The organism is Hymenobacter nivis, from assembly GCF_006439025.1.
Classification (GTDB): domain Bacteria; phylum Bacteroidota; class Bacteroidia; order Cytophagales; family Hymenobacteraceae; genus Hymenobacter; species Hymenobacter nivis_A.
This window is the reverse complement of record NZ_RCYZ01000001.1, coordinates 1,026,768-1,043,394: the sequence shown is the minus strand read 5'-3', so window position 1 is coordinate 1,043,394 and position 16,627 is coordinate 1,026,768. Positions and strand designations below refer to the sequence as shown.

At 62.6% G+C, this 16,627-nt stretch carries 14 protein-coding genes and 1 other RNA gene; 6 read left to right on the top strand and 9 right to left on the bottom strand.

Annotation, left to right across the window (positions count from 1 at the left end; translation table 11 throughout):
- Positions 1-12: 12 nt before the first annotated feature.
- Positions 13-2,988: a M16 family metallopeptidase gene (locus EAH73_RS04210; protein WP_240047130.1), complete on the bottom strand. Its 2,976-nt coding sequence runs from the start codon at positions 2,986-2,988 to the stop codon at positions 13-15.
- 184 nt (positions 2,989-3,172) lie between these two features.
- Complete coding sequence (locus tag EAH73_RS04205; RefSeq protein WP_140465214.1) at positions 3,173-5,155, bottom strand: DNA polymerase III subunit gamma/tau; 1,983 nt, start codon at positions 5,153-5,155, stop codon at positions 3,173-3,175.
- Between the two features lie 184 nt (positions 5,156-5,339).
- Between EAH73_RS04205 and ssrA the strand changes: the two genes are divergently transcribed.
- Positions 5,340-5,712, top strand: a transfer-messenger RNA (tmRNA) gene (gene ssrA, locus EAH73_RS04200).
- 106 nt (positions 5,713-5,818) lie between these two features.
- Positions 5,819-6,145 carry a hypothetical protein gene (locus EAH73_RS04195; protein WP_140465213.1) on the top strand — a complete coding sequence of 109 codons (327 nt, stop codon included), beginning with the start codon at positions 5,819-5,821 and terminating at the stop codon, positions 6,143-6,145.
- A 51-nt stretch (positions 6,146-6,196) separates the two neighbouring features.
- Here EAH73_RS04195 and EAH73_RS04190 read toward each other — a convergent pair whose 3' ends face one another.
- Positions 6,197-6,526 (bottom strand): hypothetical protein, encoded by a 330-nt coding sequence (locus tag EAH73_RS04190; RefSeq protein WP_140465212.1) that lies wholly within the window; start codon positions 6,524-6,526, stop codon positions 6,197-6,199.
- Positions 6,527-7,102: 576 nt separating this feature from the next.
- Here EAH73_RS04190 and EAH73_RS04185 point away from each other — a divergent pair.
- A complete protein-coding gene (locus EAH73_RS04185) occupies positions 7,103-7,459 on the top strand; it encodes a hypothetical protein (RefSeq protein WP_140465211.1) in 357 nt (118 codons plus the stop codon).
- 199 nt (positions 7,460-7,658) lie between these two features.
- Positions 7,659-8,039: a hypothetical protein gene (locus EAH73_RS04180; RefSeq protein WP_140465210.1), complete on the top strand. Its 381-nt coding sequence runs from the start codon at positions 7,659-7,661 to the stop codon at positions 8,037-8,039.
- A 175-nt stretch (positions 8,040-8,214) separates the two neighbouring features.
- On the opposite strand, the gene EAH73_RS04175 is transcribed toward EAH73_RS04180, so the two are convergent.
- From EAH73_RS04175 to EAH73_RS04155, 5 genes are all read right to left on the bottom strand, one after another.
- Complete coding sequence (locus tag EAH73_RS04175) at positions 8,215-8,568, bottom strand: hypothetical protein (RefSeq protein WP_140465209.1); 354 nt, start codon at positions 8,566-8,568, stop codon at positions 8,215-8,217.
- An 84-nt stretch (positions 8,569-8,652) separates the two neighbouring features.
- A complete protein-coding gene (gene uvsE, locus EAH73_RS04170; protein WP_140465208.1) occupies positions 8,653-9,636 on the bottom strand; it encodes a UV DNA damage repair endonuclease UvsE in 984 nt (327 codons plus the stop codon).
- Between the two features lie 47 nt (positions 9,637-9,683).
- Positions 9,684-10,358, bottom strand: coding sequence for a carboxypeptidase-like regulatory domain-containing protein (locus EAH73_RS04165; protein ID WP_140465207.1), 675 nt, complete (start codon positions 10,356-10,358; stop codon positions 9,684-9,686).
- 123 nt (positions 10,359-10,481) lie between these two features.
- The gene (locus EAH73_RS04160; protein ID WP_140465206.1) at positions 10,482-11,162 is read right to left on the bottom strand and encodes a hypothetical protein; all 681 of its coding nucleotides are present in this window, start codon (positions 11,160-11,162) and stop codon (positions 10,482-10,484) included.
- Positions 11,163-11,249: 87 nt separating this feature from the next.
- Complete coding sequence (locus EAH73_RS04155; RefSeq protein ID WP_140465205.1) at positions 11,250-12,494, bottom strand: metallophosphoesterase; 1,245 nt, start codon at positions 12,492-12,494, stop codon at positions 11,250-11,252.
- A 103-nt stretch (positions 12,495-12,597) separates the two neighbouring features.
- Between EAH73_RS04155 and radC the strand changes: the two genes are divergently transcribed.
- Entirely contained in the window at positions 12,598-13,335 is a 738-nt protein-coding gene (gene radC / locus EAH73_RS04150; RefSeq protein ID WP_140465204.1) for a RadC family protein, read from the top strand.
- A 37-nt stretch (positions 13,336-13,372) separates the two neighbouring features.
- On the opposite strand, the gene EAH73_RS04145 is transcribed toward radC, so the two are convergent.
- Positions 13,373-15,850, bottom strand: coding sequence for a M1 family aminopeptidase (locus tag EAH73_RS04145; RefSeq protein WP_140465203.1), 2,478 nt, complete (start codon positions 15,848-15,850; stop codon positions 13,373-13,375).
- A 163-nt stretch (positions 15,851-16,013) separates the two neighbouring features.
- Between EAH73_RS04145 and EAH73_RS04140 the strand changes: the two genes are divergently transcribed.
- Positions 16,014-16,619, top strand: coding sequence for a DUF1684 domain-containing protein (locus EAH73_RS04140; RefSeq protein WP_140465202.1), 606 nt, complete (start codon positions 16,014-16,016; stop codon positions 16,617-16,619).
- The last annotated feature ends 8 nt before the right edge of the window (positions 16,620-16,627 follow it).

Sequence of the window (16,627 nt, the reverse complement as noted above, 5' to 3'; positions counted from 1 at the left end):
GACCAGGAAACATCAATAGCCGAACAGTTCCTTGAGCGTGAGCTGCTGCACGGTGCCGTACTTGGCCAGCTCCTTGAAGTTGAGCCGGTCTTTCGAGCCGATGACCAGCACCACTTGGTTCTGGCCCTTCACCTTGGCGGCCTGGAACTTGCGCAAATCGTCGAAGCTCATCTTGGCCGTTTGCTCGTACACGTCGCGGCGCACGTCGTAGTCGAGGCCCAGGCGGCGGGCCCGCTCATAGCTCAGCAAAATGCCTTCGTGGGTGATGCGGTCGGTGGCGATGCTGTTGCGAATGGACTGCTTGGCAATCTGGAGGTTGGCTTCGGCCATGGGCATGTCGGTGAGCAAGCTTTCCATGCCGGTCATGGCCTCGGGCAGCTTATCGCTCTGGGTGCCGATGTAACTCACGATGTAGTTGGAGCGGCCCAGCTTGTCGGCGCTGCTGTAGCGCGAGCTGGCCGAATAGGCCAGGGCCTTGCTCTCGCGCAGGTCCTGGAACACGATGCTGCCCATTCCGCCGCCGAAGTATTCGTTGTAGAGGCTCACCGTGGGTACTAGGCCCTTGTCGTAGAGGTCGCCCTTGGTCAGGAACAGGATTTCGGCCTGCACCATGTTGTAGTCGGCCCAGTACACCTTGCGGTCTTTCAGCGGCTGCTCCACAAAGTCTTTGGTGGCCGGGTCGGGCGTGAGCTTGGCGGGGGTGCGGTGCTCAGCTTTGAGCACGGCCACGGTACCATCTATCGGCCGGGGCCCATAGTAGAGCACGCGGTGCTGGTAGGTGGGCAGCTTCTTCAGGATGGCCGTGAGCTGCTCCGGCTTCAGAGCCTTTAGCGCAGCCTCGGATACAATGTCCGTAAACGGGTTCCGGGGGCCGTACTTCACGTAGTTCAGCATGGCCGCGTTTAGGATCACGCCCTTGTTGAGCTTGGCGTCCTGGCGCTGCTTGAGGATGCCGGCCACCTGGTTTTTTAGGGCCCCCGCGTCGGGCCGCGGGTTGTTGAGCAGTTGCTCGAACAAGCGCAACGCCGGTTCCAGGTTGCTGTCCAGCCCGCTCAGGCTGATGAGCACCCGGTCCTGACCGCTGCTGACGGCGAACGAACAGCCCAGCTTGTAAAACTCCTGCTGCAGCTGCGCCGCCGAGTACTGGCCGGTGCCCAGGTACTGCAAGTAGTCGGTGGCCACGTCGAGGCGCGGGTCGTTGTTGGTGCCCAGGTCGATGGCGTAGAACAGACTAAACAGCCCGTTCTCGGTGTTTTTGGTGTAATACAGCGGCAAGCCGGGCTTCACTTCCGCCGTTTGAATGTCCTTCTTGTAATCGACGAAAACCGGCTGCAGTTCCGTACTGGGCAGCTTGCTCACCTCCGTGTAGTAGGCCGAGGCCGCGTCGCGGTTGGCCGGCACTGGCGTGATGGCGGGCTTCACCACCTTCACCGTGTTCGGGTCTTTGCCGGTGCGCTTGAAAATGGTGACGTAGTTGGCGCCGTAGTGGTCGTTGGCAAACTGCACGATTTCGGCCTTCGTGATGGTGCCGAAATCCTCCAGCTGCTTCACGTAATCGGCCCAGCTGATGCGCTCGATGAACGACTCGTAGAAGGCACTGGCCCGGGCCAGGTTACTCTCGTAATCCTTGGTGCGCTGCAGCTTTTCGTTGTTGATAACGGCCGGAATCAGCCAGTCCGGAAACTGGCCCTGCTTCACTTTCTCCACTTCGGCCAGCATCAGGGCCTGCACCGCTTCCAGCGACTGCCCCTGGCGGGGCGTGCCGAAGAGGATATGCGTGGAGTAATCGTCGTTCAGGTCGGTGAAGGTGCTGGCCTGTAGTACCTTCTGCTGCTGGTTTAGGTCGAGGTCGAACAGGCCGGCCTGGCCGTTGGTCAGGATTTTGTCCAGCATCCGCAGCCGCAGGCCGTCGCGGGTGGCCTTGCCCGCAAAGCGGTAGCCCACCATCACGTTCTCGGCCTGGGGCCCCACCACTTCCTTCGTAATAGGAGCCGCAATCGGTTGCTCGACAGGTGCATTAAACACTGGCACCGGCTTCTTTTGCCAGGCCCCAAAATACTTGTCAATCAGCCGGATGGTCTGGTCGTAATCCAAGTCGCCGCTCAGGCACAGCGCCACATTGTTGGGCACGTAATACTCGCCGAAGTACTTCTTGATTTCAGTAATCGACGGGTTTTGCAGGTGCTCAATCGTGCCGATGGTCGTCTGCGTGCCGTAGGGGTGCGTGGGGTACAGCGCCGCGTTCAGCGTCTCGAATTCCTTGTTGAAGTCGCTGTCGAGCCCCCGGTTTTTCTCCTCGTACACTGCCTCCAGCTCGGTGTGGAACAGACGCGGCACCATTTCGGTGAACCGCTCGCTCTGCACAGCGGCCCACTTTTCGAGTTGGTTGCTCGGAATGTCCTCCTGGTACACCGTTTCCTCGTTCGAGGTGTGCGCATTCGAGCCCTTCGAGCCGAGGCTGCCCATCAGCTTGTCGTACTCGTTGGGCACGGCGTAGCGGGCCGCCACGCCCGAAATCGAGTCAATCTGGTGGTAGGTGCGCTTGCGGGCCGCGGGGTCGTTGCGCTGGCCGCGGTACGTTTCGTACAGGGCCTCAATCTTGTCTAGCTCAGGCTTTTCCTTGCTCCAATCCTTGGTGCCCAGCTTCGAAGTGCCCTTGAACACCATGTGCTCAAGGTAGTGGGCCAAGCCGGTGGCGGCCGCCGGGTCGTTTTTCGAGCCCGCCCGCACGGCCACGTAAGTTTGGATGCGGGGCGCGTTTTTATAGTCCGACAGGTACACCGTCAGGCCGTTATCCAGGTGGTAGATGCGGGCGTTGAGCGGGTCGTTGGGGGTAGTTTCGTAGGAATAGGTCTTCTCCTTTGCGGCGGCCGGCGGGGCCGGGGCGGCCGGTGCCGTAGTGGTGGCCGCCGGCTTACTGGTCTGGCATTCGGTCGCAAAACCCAGGGCTGCCAAGGCCGGAAGTAACAGCAAAGAAGATTTTTTCACGAAATCGGGCGTGCGGGAAGCTAATAGCTGGACGAAAAAACAAAGGTAGTTGGCTGATAGGGGAATAAAAAACGGTTTTTATAGGAGAAACCGGGGACATTGCGCCCGCTGGGGGCCCCCAAGCTGCGCGCTACCCGCTACCTGCACCGTTCCCTAAACCCAACGTTTTCACCAGCCCAACCCGCTAAAAATCAGCTTCCAACCCCAGGCGCTGCTTGGCCTCGCGCAAGGCCGGAAAACGCTCGGCCAAGTATTCAAATTTGTCGGTGGCCGTGTACAATTTCCGGGCGGTGGGAGCTGCCTGCGCCACCACCGGCACCACGTTGAGACGGGGGTGGCCGGTGCGCCGGCGCAGCTCCACCAAAAACTCGGTGCGCATCTCGTTGAACTGGTCTTCCTGCACCGGGTTGTCTACCGTCAGCTCGATGCGGTGGTCGGGCCCGGCGGCTACGGCGCGGTTGAGCAGCGTGAATTCGCTCATGCGCTCTTGGGCCTTGCGCTCGTCGGCCATTTCGCGCCACACGCGCTGTAGCAGCGCGTCCTCTACAGGGGCCACGGGTCCCGAGCTGGGGAGCGGGTCGGCCAGCGCGGGGCCCGCTTTGGCGGCCACAGGCCGGGTGCTGAAGTCCTTGAGGCTGGGTAGCTTACCGCCCACGCTGGGCCCCAGGTTGAGGAGTGAGGGCGGGGCCGGGCGGGGCTCGGGCTCCAGCCCTTCCATGCTCGGCACGCCCACCTCCACGTGAGGAAACGTGTCGCGCACCTGGTGGCGCTCGGCTACGGCCACTTCGGGTTCAGCCTCGATGCTGGGCGTGTCGTGCAGCTCGTCCACGCCGTTTTCCACGGGCAGTGGCTCGGGCCCATCGGCCGGCGCGGGGGCCGATACCACGGGGGCCGATGCTACAGGGGTGGGAGCCGGCGCGGCGGCCGGTGGGGGCCCTGGCCGCGGCATAGCGGGGGCAGCCGGCACGGGCACTGGGGCCCCGGCAATGGCCGGCGCGGGGCCCTCGGCTAGGCTACTAGTTTTTTTTTTAGCCGCCTCGGGGCCGCTCACGTCCCGCACAAACTGCACGGCCCCGTTGAGGTAGGCCAGCTTCATGAGCGTAAGCTCGACGTGCAGGCGCTGGTTCTTGGCTTGCTTGAACTCACGGTCGCACTGGCTGACCAGATTCAGGGCTGAGAGCACAAAGGCCAGGGGCGCGGCCTGCGCCTGCGCCACGTACTGCTTCTTGATGCCGTCCGATACTTCCAGCAGCTGCACCGTCACGGCGTCTTTGCAGACAAGCAGGCCGCGTAGGTGCTCGGCCGTACCCACCACAAAGTTGTGCAGATCAAAGCCTTGCTGCATCACTTCATCCAGCAGCAGCAGCGCGGCTGATAGGTTCTCTTGCAGCAGCGCATCTACCAGCCGGAAGTAGTAGCCGTAGTCCAGCACGTGGAGGTTTTGCACCACGTCCTTGTACGTCAAGTTGTTGCCGGCAAATGTTACCATCTGGTCGAACATCGACAGCGCGTCGCGCAAGCCGCCGTCGGCCTTCTGGGCCAGCAGGTGCAGGGCGTCGTCTTCGGCCGCCACGCCTTCCTGGGTGGCCACGTAGCGCAGGTGCTGGCGCATGTCGTCGACGCGGATTCGGCTGAAGTCGAAGATCTGGCAGCGCGACAAAATCGTGGGGATGATTTTGTGGCGCTCGGTGGTGGCCAGGATGAAAATGGCGTAGGGCGGCGGCTCCTCCAGTGTCTTCAAAAAAGCGTTAAACGCCTGATTGGACAGCATGTGCACTTCGTCGATGATGTAGACCTTGTACTTGCTGCCGGCCTGCGGGGGGTAGCGCACCTGCTCTACGAGCGAGCGAATGTCCTCGACCGAGTTGTTGGACGCGGCGTCCAGCTCATGCACGTTGAACGAGGCGTTTTCTTGAAACGCTACGCACGAGGCGCACACCCCGCACGCCTCAATTTCGGGCGTGAGGTTGGTGCAATTGATGGTTTTGGCCAGGATGCGGGCGCAGGTGGTTTTGCCCACGCCACGGGGCCCACAAAACAGGAACGCCTGGGCTAGGTGCTGGCTCTGAATGGCGTTTTGCAGCGTGGTGGTGACGTGCTGCTGCCCCACCACGCTGCGGAAGGTGGCGGGACGATACTTCCGGGCCGAAACGACAAAATTCTCCATAAGACTTCCTACAAAGTTACCCCGAAAACAGGGCGTTTGAAAGCCCGCGGCGGGGCCCCCAGCCGGCCCGGGGCCCCACGAAACCTTTCGGTGGCGGCCCGCGTTTACCCATTCCCGCGTACCTTCGCGGCCCGCCAGGCAGCTCGCAAGGGATGCGCAACGGAAACTCGTTCTTCTATCATTTGGGGCTGACCGGAATTGACAGCTTGCGCATATCGCGGGTAAGCGTGCCGGGAGTTGAACGAAGCTCTCCCGTAAAAAAAATCGCTCAAACAACAACTGGCGACTATTCGTACGCCATGGCTGCCTAGTTCAGAATTAGGTAATGCCATCGTGCCGCCCGGGTAAGTTTTTACACCTGGGAGTTCGGCGCGTCGTAAGTAGAAACTAGCCTCCGAAGAGCTGTGATTCGGGGGCGAAACCCAACTGCAGCTAAGGGAATTTCAAGGGCCTGATGTGCGCCTGGAATGCCTCGAAAATCCAAGCATAGATACGCACGTAGAAAGCACGTTGGTCTCCTTGTCTGGACCAGGGTTCGAATCCCTGCAGCTCCACAAAAAAACCTCACCCCCGCCTGGGGGTGAGGTTTTTGTTTTTAGGGCAAAAGCCAACCCGCGGCTAATGAGTGCGTTTCAGGAGAAATTACCAACCCCGCCGTTCGCCATGAAAAGAATACGCGTAACAACGGTTGGCCTCTTGGCCGGTGCCGGCGTGCTGCTGGCCGCGTGCAATGAGCCCGCACGCCAACCCACTGCCGAGGTGCCCGCTGCGGAGCCCAGCGGCTTGCCCGGCACGCCGTCGGGGCCCCGGCCCAGCGACGAAGCGCTGAACGCCCCCAGCCAAACCGAACCAGTGCCACTCAACCCCACCGCCGAGGCCGCCGCTGCCGCGACCGATTCTGCTGCCAAGCCCGCCGTGAAAAACGTACCGTTTGTGGGGCCCCAGGGCGTGAAGCGGGCCCTGGGCAACCGCCCGGCCCCGGGCCAGTAGTCCAAAGCCGCGCAACAGGGCTCCGGGCCGGCGCGCTTGTCGGCGGGGGCCCTACTGCGCGCGGGCTGGGGTAAGGGAAGTCAGCTCGCGGCTGGGCTCTAGGCCGGCCATGTAGCCCTCGAAGTAGCGGGCCGCCGCGGGGTTGGCGGTGGCCGCGCTCTGGGCGGCTTCTACTTGCTGGGCAATCAGCTGGAGGCCATTGGGGGCGCGGCGCACCGAAACCCGGAACGCGTTGCCGTCGGCCTTGCCTTCGTCGTACGCCGTGAGCGTGCCCGCTACCTGTGCCACCACGGGGGCCGCCGTAGCCGGTGCTTTGCCGCCAACCAGGGCCCCGAGCACCAACAGGAACACGGCAATTTGCGGGCGTAGGGCTGCTTTCATAAGGCGGGCTTTTGGAGTGACGGGAAGCGAATGGAAAATCAAAAATATTCCTTTTATCTAATTAGCAAAAAGACGGTTTTTGCTGGGATGTGACTGCGATAAATACCGGTTTTTATTGCGTTTAATTAATTAAGGCCGCTGGTGCGTGGCGCACAAATGGTATTGCAACAGGCCGCACTGCAGAAAAGGAGTGGTTTGTGACATGTACAACGGCTCTAATGAGCCGGAATAGTTAAAAATAAATACTGCATAATTGGTTTAAAACAGGGCACTAATTTGTTTAATGCAAATAAATTTTGATCGATGCTTCACCCGTAATTATTGGTTAAGCAGGGGGACTTATTAATTATAGGCTATCGGTAAGAATAGATTGTGTTTGCGTCCTCCTTATAGTTGAGCTTACTGATAATCAAGTAATAGCTATTTATACCCCGACCTACTTGTTGCAAATCCCAATGCCATAATATTATAATTAGAAAAATTATAACTATTGAAAACTCTTCCCGTATAGAGTCCACCTTAGCAACCAAGCTTAGGTTGCGAAATACAGGTTTCCCACTTTTAAATCAATCTACCATGAAAGCTTCCAAAATTTTCTTCGCCGCTTTGTTGACCATTGGTGTATCGAGCGTATCGATGGCCCAGACGACGCCTACCACCACCATGCCGGGCACGATGAGCACCACGCCGGGCACGACGACGACGACGACCACCCCCATGCAAACGCCCGCTACGGGCACCATGGCTCCGGGTACGATGAACACCGGCACCATGAACGGTACCACCATGGGCACCACGATGGGTACGGGCACCACAACGGGCACCGGCACCATGAGCGATGGTACGATGAACAACGACAAGATGTCGGACAAAAAGACCAAGCGCTCGATGCGCGAAGGCAAAAGCAAAATGAAGACCAAGCCGATGAACTAAGCACCGCTGGGGCCCTAGGGCCGCACGATGTATTTCCACGACGGCTGTTTCGCTCAGAAACAGCCGTCGTTTTGCTTTCGCCCCATTTTAGCTTTGAGCAGATAGCCATTAGCCGATGGCTTTTGTTGTTATCAGTAAGCAGAAAGACCAGAATGATTGGCCGTTTGCTCACGAGCGCATACTTAACAAATCCTTGATTATGAAAAACTTCTTCGCTTTGATGGGGCTATTGCTGCTGGCCACGGCCGCCCGGGCCCAAACGGTGCCCTTCGACCCCACAGCCCCGGTGCGGGGCGGGGCTCAGGGCCAAACCGTGGTGCCGCCCCTCAACCCAGGCCTCAACCAAAGCACCATCCAGGGCCCTGCCGAGGTGCAGCGCACCGCCACAAGCCGTGATGCCCAACCCTCACGCCTCGACCCGGAATCGGGCTTTGCGCCGGCGGCGACGCCCGAGGGCTCGCCCGCGGCAGTGCCCGATGTGCGCGAGCGGCCCCTGTTGCGGCAGCGCCCGCGGCGCGAATCGACGGACATCGTGCCGAGCCGCGACAACCGCAGCCGCAGCAGCACGGCACCTTATTGAATACTGAGCCATCAACTGATGGCTGTTAGGTTTTATTCTTAGCAGCAAGTAGTTGCGATAAAATCACGAGTTGTTTAGCTAGCCGCAAGTAATTAGGGGCCCCAGCCCCCACCCCACAAAAAAGCCCCACTGATGCACTCAGTGGGGCTTTTTTGTGGGGTGGGGGCAAACTAAACTACTGGCCAGCGCGCTCGTTGTGGGCGGCCAAGTCGCCGCCGTGGCGGCGCAGCAGGTCGGCCAGCTCGGTGAGGGGTTTCTTAAGCTCATCGGGGGCCCCAGCGGCGGCCTCGCCGGTCTGGTCGCCGAGCATGCTTAGCGAGGCGGCGATGGCGGCGCTGTCGAGGGCCCCGCTGGTGAGCAGCGACTGGAGGTTACCGATTTCGCGGGCAATGTCTTGCAGGCCAGGCTGGCCGCTTTGCAGAAACTGTTGCTGCCAGGTTTCGGTATTGTCCATGGCCGAGCCGAGGGGAAGGCTGGTGAGGCCGTTTTTGAGGGCGCTAACGGTGGCGTGCAGGTGGTCGAAAGGCATGGGGTTGATTGAAAGTGAGGAGAAAAATTCGGTGGGAAAAACAACTGGGAAAGAATAGGGGCCCCGGTCGGGCGGGTGCTGCGGCTAGCTCTTAGCGGCCTTCTTGGCGCGGGCCTTAGGGGCCGCGTTGGGATCCGGGGGCAAGGCTAGGGGCGGCACGGGGCCCTCGGGCGCGGGGGCGGCCAGGCCCAACTCACGCAAGATGGCCACGGCCCGCAATGCGCTGGCCTCTTTATCTTTAATTTCCAGCATCATGTCGAAGTCGAGCCCCTGCAGCTCGGATACGAAGCCGCGGAACAGCTCCTCGACCATCGACGTGGTGTGCTTGCCCTTGCGCTCGGCGGGGGCCTGCGAGCTATAATCCATCATCGGCACGCCGTCGGCGGTGGGATGCCAGGTGGCAGCGGCCAGGCGTAGCGCCTCGTGCATGGGCTCGCCTTGGTTGAGGCATTCGTGGTGGAAATTGTCGAACAGGATGGGTACGCCGGTGCGGGCGTGTAGGTCGAGGCAGTCGCGCAGCGGAAACAGGCGGTCGTCGTTTTCTACCACCACGCGGGCCCGCACGGCGGCCGGCAGTGTGGCGTACACGGCCGCAAACCGGCTGATGGCCAACTCCCGTTCGCCGTACAGGCCCCCCACGTGGATTTGCAGCTTGGCTGTGCCGTCCAGGCCCATTAAGTCCAGCATCGAGCCCTGGTAAATCAGCTCTTCGATGCTGCGCTGCACAATGGCCGGGCTAGGCGAGTTCAGCACCACGAACTGGTCGGGATGGAAGCTGACGCGCAGGCCGTTAGCTTTGATGTAGTCGCCCAGGGCCCTAAATTCTTCGCCGAAGTGCTGCTGCCACGGGAAGGTGTTGATTTCGTGCGAGCCAAAGGGCACAATTCCCGAACCCATGCGGAAAAACAGCAGCCCTTGGGCCACGTTCCATTCCAGCAGGCGGCGTAGGCAAGCCAGGTTGGCCGTCACGGCCGTTATGAGGCGCTCTTCCGAATAGGAGGCCAACCGGAAGGTGTTGGCGGCGCTGCAATCCATCGCCTCGTTCACGCAGGGATACCCAATTTTCATACCCTGTGCTTACGCGCAGGCCCGGCCGGGGTTGGGGCCCCGGGGCCCTACGGCTCGTAGCCGCGGTTGTCCTTGAAGGCTTTGTTGTACTTGGCGCGGGCCTGGCGCGCCTTTTCGGCCTGGTCGACGGCTTCGAGGGCGCGCACCTTTTTGCGCTGCTTGCCCTCGCGCGAGAGCTGTTCGTAGATCAGGCTCAGGGGGCTTTCGAGGGTAGGCGTGGGGGCCTTGGGGGCGCTCGAATCGACGGGGAACATGGGCTTGGGGCGCGGCGGGCGCTTGGCCCCGCTCACTACCGGCGGCACGGGGCGCTTCATGTTGCGCAGGGCCCGGTTGATCATCGCCCGGTCGGGGCGGTCGCTGATGACGCGCACTTCGCTCAGGCGCACGCTGTCGCGCTGGAGCTGCACTTGGATGATGAGCTGTGAAATGCCGGTGCCGCCCAGCGGCAGCAGCCGCGACCGGAAGCCCACGGCTCGGAACAGCAGCGTATCGGTGGGGCGGGCATCAATTTCAAACTCACCCTTGAGGCCCGCGGCCTGCCCCACGCGGGTGCGCATCACCCGCACCGAGGCCCCGGGGATGGCTTCCCGCGAGTCGAAGGCCGAGATGGTGCCGCTCACGCGCACCGTTTGCTGGGCCCGGGCTGGCAGGGCCAGCCCGGCCAGCAGCGCCAGCACCCAGGGCCAGCCGCGGCGCATCAAGTCGGAAAATCGCAACGTCATTCGGGGCTATAAACGCAAAAACTGGCCCAAGGGGCCCACCTAAAGAGCAAAGAAAAGCCCGCGCCGTTGCAGGCGCGGGCTTCAGTAGACAAACGGCGCGGAATCTCCGGCCGAAGGCACCAGTTATTGCTTCATTTTGGAGCCGTCAGCGTCCTTTACTTTCACTTGGCCGTCGCTCTTTACTTTGATTTTTGTGCCGTCGGTGAGCTTGGTTTTCGACTTGCTCACCGTACCGCCCGCCGTGGCGCCGTCCGTCGAGCCCATGGCGTTGTCGTCGGTGGTGCCGCTCATGGCGCTGCCGCCGCTGCTCATAGTCGAGCTCGAATCGGGGCTCATCGACGATGACGAGGCACTGCTGGCGTCGTTCAGGTAGGTATCCTCGTTGTAGTTGGTGCGGCTCGTTTCGTACGATTTGTACTGGGCCGGGTCGGTGTAAATGCCCTTAAACTCGGTGTCGGTGGCCGTGTTGTAGTCGCGCATGGCGGCGCCCATGCCGGTCGTGTCCGAGGCGTACTTGGTTTTCATCTCGCCGTAGCGCTTCGAGCGGTTGTAGTAGGCGGTGCTGATTTTCTCCCGCATCGCCGGGTCCGTAATCTTCATGTCGGCGGCGTACTTATCGGCGATGCGCTTCGAGCGCGACTTGTACGCCTCGTCGGTGTACATCGTGTTCGAGGCCATCGAGGCTTTCATCGCCGTCGAGTCGCCAGCGGCGCCCGCGGTGGTGGTAGTTTCGGTCGTTTTCGACTCTGAGCACGAAGCCAGCGAAAGGGCCGCGCCGGCCACTAAAAACAGGTAGTTTTTCATGATGATTGGGTGAGGGAAAGAACGTTAGGAAGGCGTACTGCTTGCTATACGGCCCGGCTTTCACCAAGGTTAGCGCCGGGCGGGGCCCTACGCGCGTCGCAGTTCAAATACCGTAATCTCGGGCAAAAAGCCCACCCGCCCAGGGTAGCCCAGGAAGCCCAAGCCCACGTTCACGTACAGTTTTTGGGTCCCCTGGGTGTAGAGGCCGGCCCACTGCTTGTAGGCGTATTGCACGGGGCTCCACTTGAAAAACGGCAGGTTCACGCCGAATTGCATGCCGTGGGTGTGGCCGCTGAGCGTGAGGTCGATGTCGGGGTACTTCAGAATATGGCTTTCCCAGTAAGAAGGGTCGTGCGAGAGCAGGATTTTGAACGGCGCGTCGCCGCTGGCCGCGTGCGCCTTGGGCAGGTTGCCGTAAGTGTGAAAGTTGAGGTGGGAGCTGCTGTTCTGGATGCCCAGCACGGCAATTTTGTCGCCGCCGCGCTCAATGGTATGGCTCGTGTCGTTGAGCAGCGTCCAACCGATTTTGGCGTGGTTCTGCATCAGGCGCTCCAGGTTGGCCTGCCACAACGCGCGGTTGTCACGAAATTCTTGCACATAATCGCCATAGTCGTGGTTGCCGAGGCTGGAGAAGATGGGCAACTCCGACTTGATGCCCGCCAGCGCCGGAATGTGGGGCTCGACCTCCGTGGCCAGGTTGTTCACCAGGTCGCCGGTCATCAAAATCAGGTCGGCTTTCTGGGCATTGATGAAGCGCACGGCCCGTTGCAGCGGCTCGGTGGAAGTGAAGCTGCCCGTGTGCAAGTCCGAGATTTGCAGCACCTTGAAGCCGTCGAACGCCGGCGGCAGGTTGGGGTATTTCAGCACCACGCGGCGCACCTGGTAGTCGGTGGCCCCGCGCACCACGCCCCACAGCAGCGCCACAAACGGGATGGCGCCCAGCCCCAGCGCCACCTTGGCCAGGAATTCGCTGCGCGGCACCGCCACGCCGGGGGCCCCGGCGGGCCGTGCGGCGGTGCCCAGGGCCCAGCGCCCGAGCCGCGTCAGGTCTTCGAGCAGCAGCGGCAGCAGCATCACCAGTTTGGTGACGAGCACCAGCAGCAACAGGCTGATCAGGCGGCTTTTGAGCAGCGTGTTGCCCGATTGGCGGGTGGGGCCCGACCACAGGGCCAAGCCCCACACGGCCGCCGTGATCAGCCAATAGCCCCAGGCCCAGGCGCGCCGGGGCCCCTCGCCGAGGTGTTGGGTGAGGGTGCGGGTGGCTTGGTAGGCGTACCACTCGGCCGAGAGCACGGCCGCCAGTAGCAGCAGCAAAACGATTGGATTTCGCATAGAAGAAAAAGCAGCGCAGCAAGAAGATTTGCTCGGTAAACGTAAAGCCGCCCCTTTTGCTTGGCGGCGGGCTAAATTTCGTTTTTATTCCGCTATTTTATTTATGAAAGTGCTTGATAACCTGACCGAAACCCTGGCCCCCACCTACGCCGCGCCGGGGCCCCTGGGCATCAAAAGCTGGGCCGAGGAAGACCGGCCCCGCGAGAAGCTGCTGGCCAAGGGCCGCGCCGCGCTGTCCGACGCCGAGCTGATTGCCATCCTGCTGGGCTCGGGCACCGTCAAGCTCTCGGCCGTGGACGTGGCCAAGCTCATGCTGCAAGGCGTGGGCTACGACCTCAACGAGCTGGCCCGCCAGAGCGTGAAGCAGCTCTGCCGTCACCCCGGCATCGGTGAGGCCAAGGCCATTGCGGTGGTGGCGGCCCTGGAGCTGGGCCGCCGCCGCAAAGAGGCCGACGCGCCCGCCCGCACCACCATCACTTGCTCGCGCGACATTTATAACCTCGTGCGCCCCAACCTGATGGACCTGCCGCACGAGGAGTTTTGGGTGATTTTGCTGAACCGCGCCAACGTGGTGATGCGCAAGGTGGCCGTGAGCCAGGGCGGCGTGGCCGGCACCGTGGCCGACCCGAAAATGATTTTCAAGGAAGCCCTGGAGCAGTTGGCCAGCAGCATCATCCTGGTGCATAACCACCCCAGCGGCAACCGCCAGCCCAGCGCCGCCGACCTGGCCCTCACCAAAAAGCTGCGCCAAGCTGGCGACTTCCTCGACTTGCCCGTCCTCGACCACCTCATCTACACCGACCGCGGCTACTATAGCTTCGCCGATGAGGGCGTGCTCTGAACCAATAAGCGGCCGGGGCGCCGCGCCGCTGGGGCCCCTATTTCGCCGCCTGGATGGCCGCCACCGCCTGCGTCACCAGCGCCGTGGCCTGCGCTGCCTGCGGGCGGGTGGCCTGCCGCTGCTGCACCTGCTGGAGTAGCCCGATTATCCGCCCCGAATCGACATAGGGCTTGTACTTCACGGTCAGGTCGCGGAGGCGGGTGAGGCCTTGCTCCAGCGCCGTGGCGTCGTCGAGGCGGCCGAGGATTTCGATGAAAGCATCCAGCATGCCGAAGCGGCCATTGGGGTCGGCGGCGTCGTACTTGGCCAGCATCGAGGGCCACTGCGCCAAGCCGCCGGCCCTCCCGTACACCACCACTTGGGCGATGGTTAGGGCCCCCTGGTTGTCGGCCTCGAAGGCCGTGGCGCGGGCCAGCGCCTGGGCGGGGTCGAGCGGCAACAGGCCTTGCAGCGCCGCGCCCTGCACCCGGTACGACGGGCTATTTAGGGCCCCGGCGATCAGCGGCGCATAGCGTTTCTCCTGGAGCTTGCCCAGCGCTTGCAGTGCCGCCGCCTGCACCAGCAACGACGAATCGCGCGTGGCCAGTTGCGCCAGGGTGGGCGCGGCGGCTTTGCGCACCGCCTTGTTTTTGAGGTCGAGCATCTCGATGGCCATTTGGCGCAGCGCCGGCGACTTGTCAGCTAAGCCTGCGGCTAGGATTTTTTGCGCCGCGGGGTCGGCCGACTGGGCTTCGGCGGCGATTAGGGCCTCGCGGCGGTCGAGGAAGCGCGGGGCGTGGCGGTACTGGTAGGCAAACTCCGCCAGCGTCTTATGGTCCTGTTTCTGCCACACCAGCACCTTGTTGGCGTCCACGTTCACCAAATCCGGCTGGGTGGCAGCCGGGAAGTAGAGCGTGTCCACGGCGTGGCGCAGGGTGGCAGGGTAGCGCTGGGCGCGGCCGTTGGCGTACACGTCCACCTGCAGCGGCAGCACAAACGGCGCGCCGCCCTGGGTTTGGCGCACCACCACGGCCTGGCGGTGGCGGGCGGCATCCCACTGGTAATCAATGGTAACGACGGGATGGCCGGCGCGGTAGTACCACTGGTTGAAAAACCAGTTCAAGTCGCGGCCCGACGCTTCTTCCAAGGCCAGTCGCAGCTGGTGCGGCTCGCCGGTGCCGAAGGCGTTCTGGGTGAGGTAGCGCTGCAGGCCCCTAAAAAACACGTCTTCGCCCAGCTCGGCGCGCAGCATGTTGAGGATACTGCCGCCCTTTTGGTAGGTCACGTTGTCGAACATGTCCTCCTTGTCGGCGTAGTCGAAGCGCACCAGCGGCTTAGTGTGGTTGGCGGGGCTGCGGAGGTAGGTGCGCAGGCTGCGGGCGGCGTGCTCGGCCCCCGCGTCGGCGCCGTGGGCGTGCTCAGCCCAGAGCACCTCGCCGAAGTTGGCGAACGACTCGCTCATGGTCAGGTTGCTCCAGCTTTCGCAGCTCACGTAGTCGCCAAACCACTGGTGAAACAGCTCGTGGGCAATTTCCCGCTCCACCCCGCCGTATTCCCAGTCCAGCAGCTCGCGGGCCGAGCCCTGCGCCTGCTCGCCAAACAGCGAGGCGGAGGTGTTTTCCATGGCGCCGGCCACGTATTCGCGGCACACCACTTGGCTGTACTTGTTCCACGGAAACGCCACGCCGAGGCGCTCCGAGAAAAACTCCAGCATCTGCGGCGTTCGGCCAAAAATTTGCCGGGCCTGCGCCGCGTACTTTGGTTCGAGGTAGTAGCTGACCTCTTTGCCGCGCCAGCTGTCCTTGGTGATGCGGAAGTCGCCCACGGCCAACATCATCAGGTAGGGCGCGTGGGGCTGGTCCATTTTCCAGGTGTCGGTGCGCAGGCCGGGGCCCGCGGGCACCTGGCTGGCCAACCGGCCGTTGCTGAGCGTGACGTACTTAGCGGGCACCGTCAGGCTGATTTCGGTGGTGGTTTTCTGGTTGGGCTTGTCGATGGTGGGGAACCAGGCGGAGTTGGATTCCGTCTCGCCCTGCGTCCAAATCTGGACCGGCTTGCCGGCCACGGCGCTGTCGGGGTTGATGAAGTACAAGCCCTTGGCCTCGCCGATGGCGTCGCTGCCTTTGGCCCTCAGCTCGTCGGGCTTGGCCGTGTATTCGAGGTACACGGTGTAGGCTTCCCCCGCCGGAATTGTGCGACCCAGGTGGATGAGCAGTTGCTGCTGGTTGTAGTCGTACTTCAAGTTCGGCCCCGCCGCACCCGGGGCCCCCGCCAGGGCCCTAAGCTGCACCGTTTTAATGTCCATGCCCTTGGCGTCGAGCCGCAGCGAATCGGTGGGGTAGCCGTGGGGCTTCAGCGTCAGGGTGGCCCGGCCGTAGAGGTAGCGCTTGGCGTAGTCGAACCGCACGGCAAGCTGGGTGTGCACGAGGTCGTTCACTTTGCGCGCGGCGGCGCGGTACGGGGCCCCGGCGGGCTGTTGGGCCACGGCCGGCGCGGCGCCCAGCAGCCCGGCGCTTAGCAGTAAGAGTTTTTGCATAAGGCGAGCAAGGTACGGGGGCCCCGGTAGCAGCGGCTGATGCTTCGCCGGCGCAAGGGGTTGTGGGTAGTTTTGCACCGGGTTGAGGCGAGAAAAAGGAGGTGCGCTCTCCGTCCTAACTCCTGTTTCCTCGCCGATATTGTGCGAATCTGACGCCCGTTTTATGAAAACCAAGCTTTTGATCATTGGCGGCGTCGTGGCCGTTGCAGCCTTCTCGGTGTGGGACATTTCCCAGGGCCCCGACCCGTATTTTGCCCAAGTGCAGGTGGCCCGGAAGGCCAAAAACCGCGCCTTCCGGGGTGGCAACGAGTCGCCGCTGACCGAGGCGCAGCGCCCGCAGTTCGACAGCCTGAAGTACTTCGCGCCCGACAAAAAGTACGTCGTTACGGCCCAGTACGCGCCCCTGGCCCGGCTGGCCCCGGTGGCGATGCAGATGACCGACCGCCGCACCGAGGCCTACACGCCCTGGGGCCGCGCCACCTTCGAGCTGAACGGCCAGCGCCAGCAGCTCACGCTGTTCCGCAAAACCACCGATTCGACCCTGTTCGTGCCCTTCACCGACGCCAGCAACGGCCGCGAAACCTACGGCGGCGGCCGCTACCTCGACGCCCCCATACCAGCCGAAGGCGCCACCAGCATCGTGTTGGATTTCAACCAAGTGTACAACCCGTACTGCGCCTACAACAACAGCTACAGCTGCCCCGTGCCGCCCGCCGAAAACCACCTGACGGCCCCCGTGCCCGCCGGCGAAAAGTCCTTCCACGACTAACCAACTGC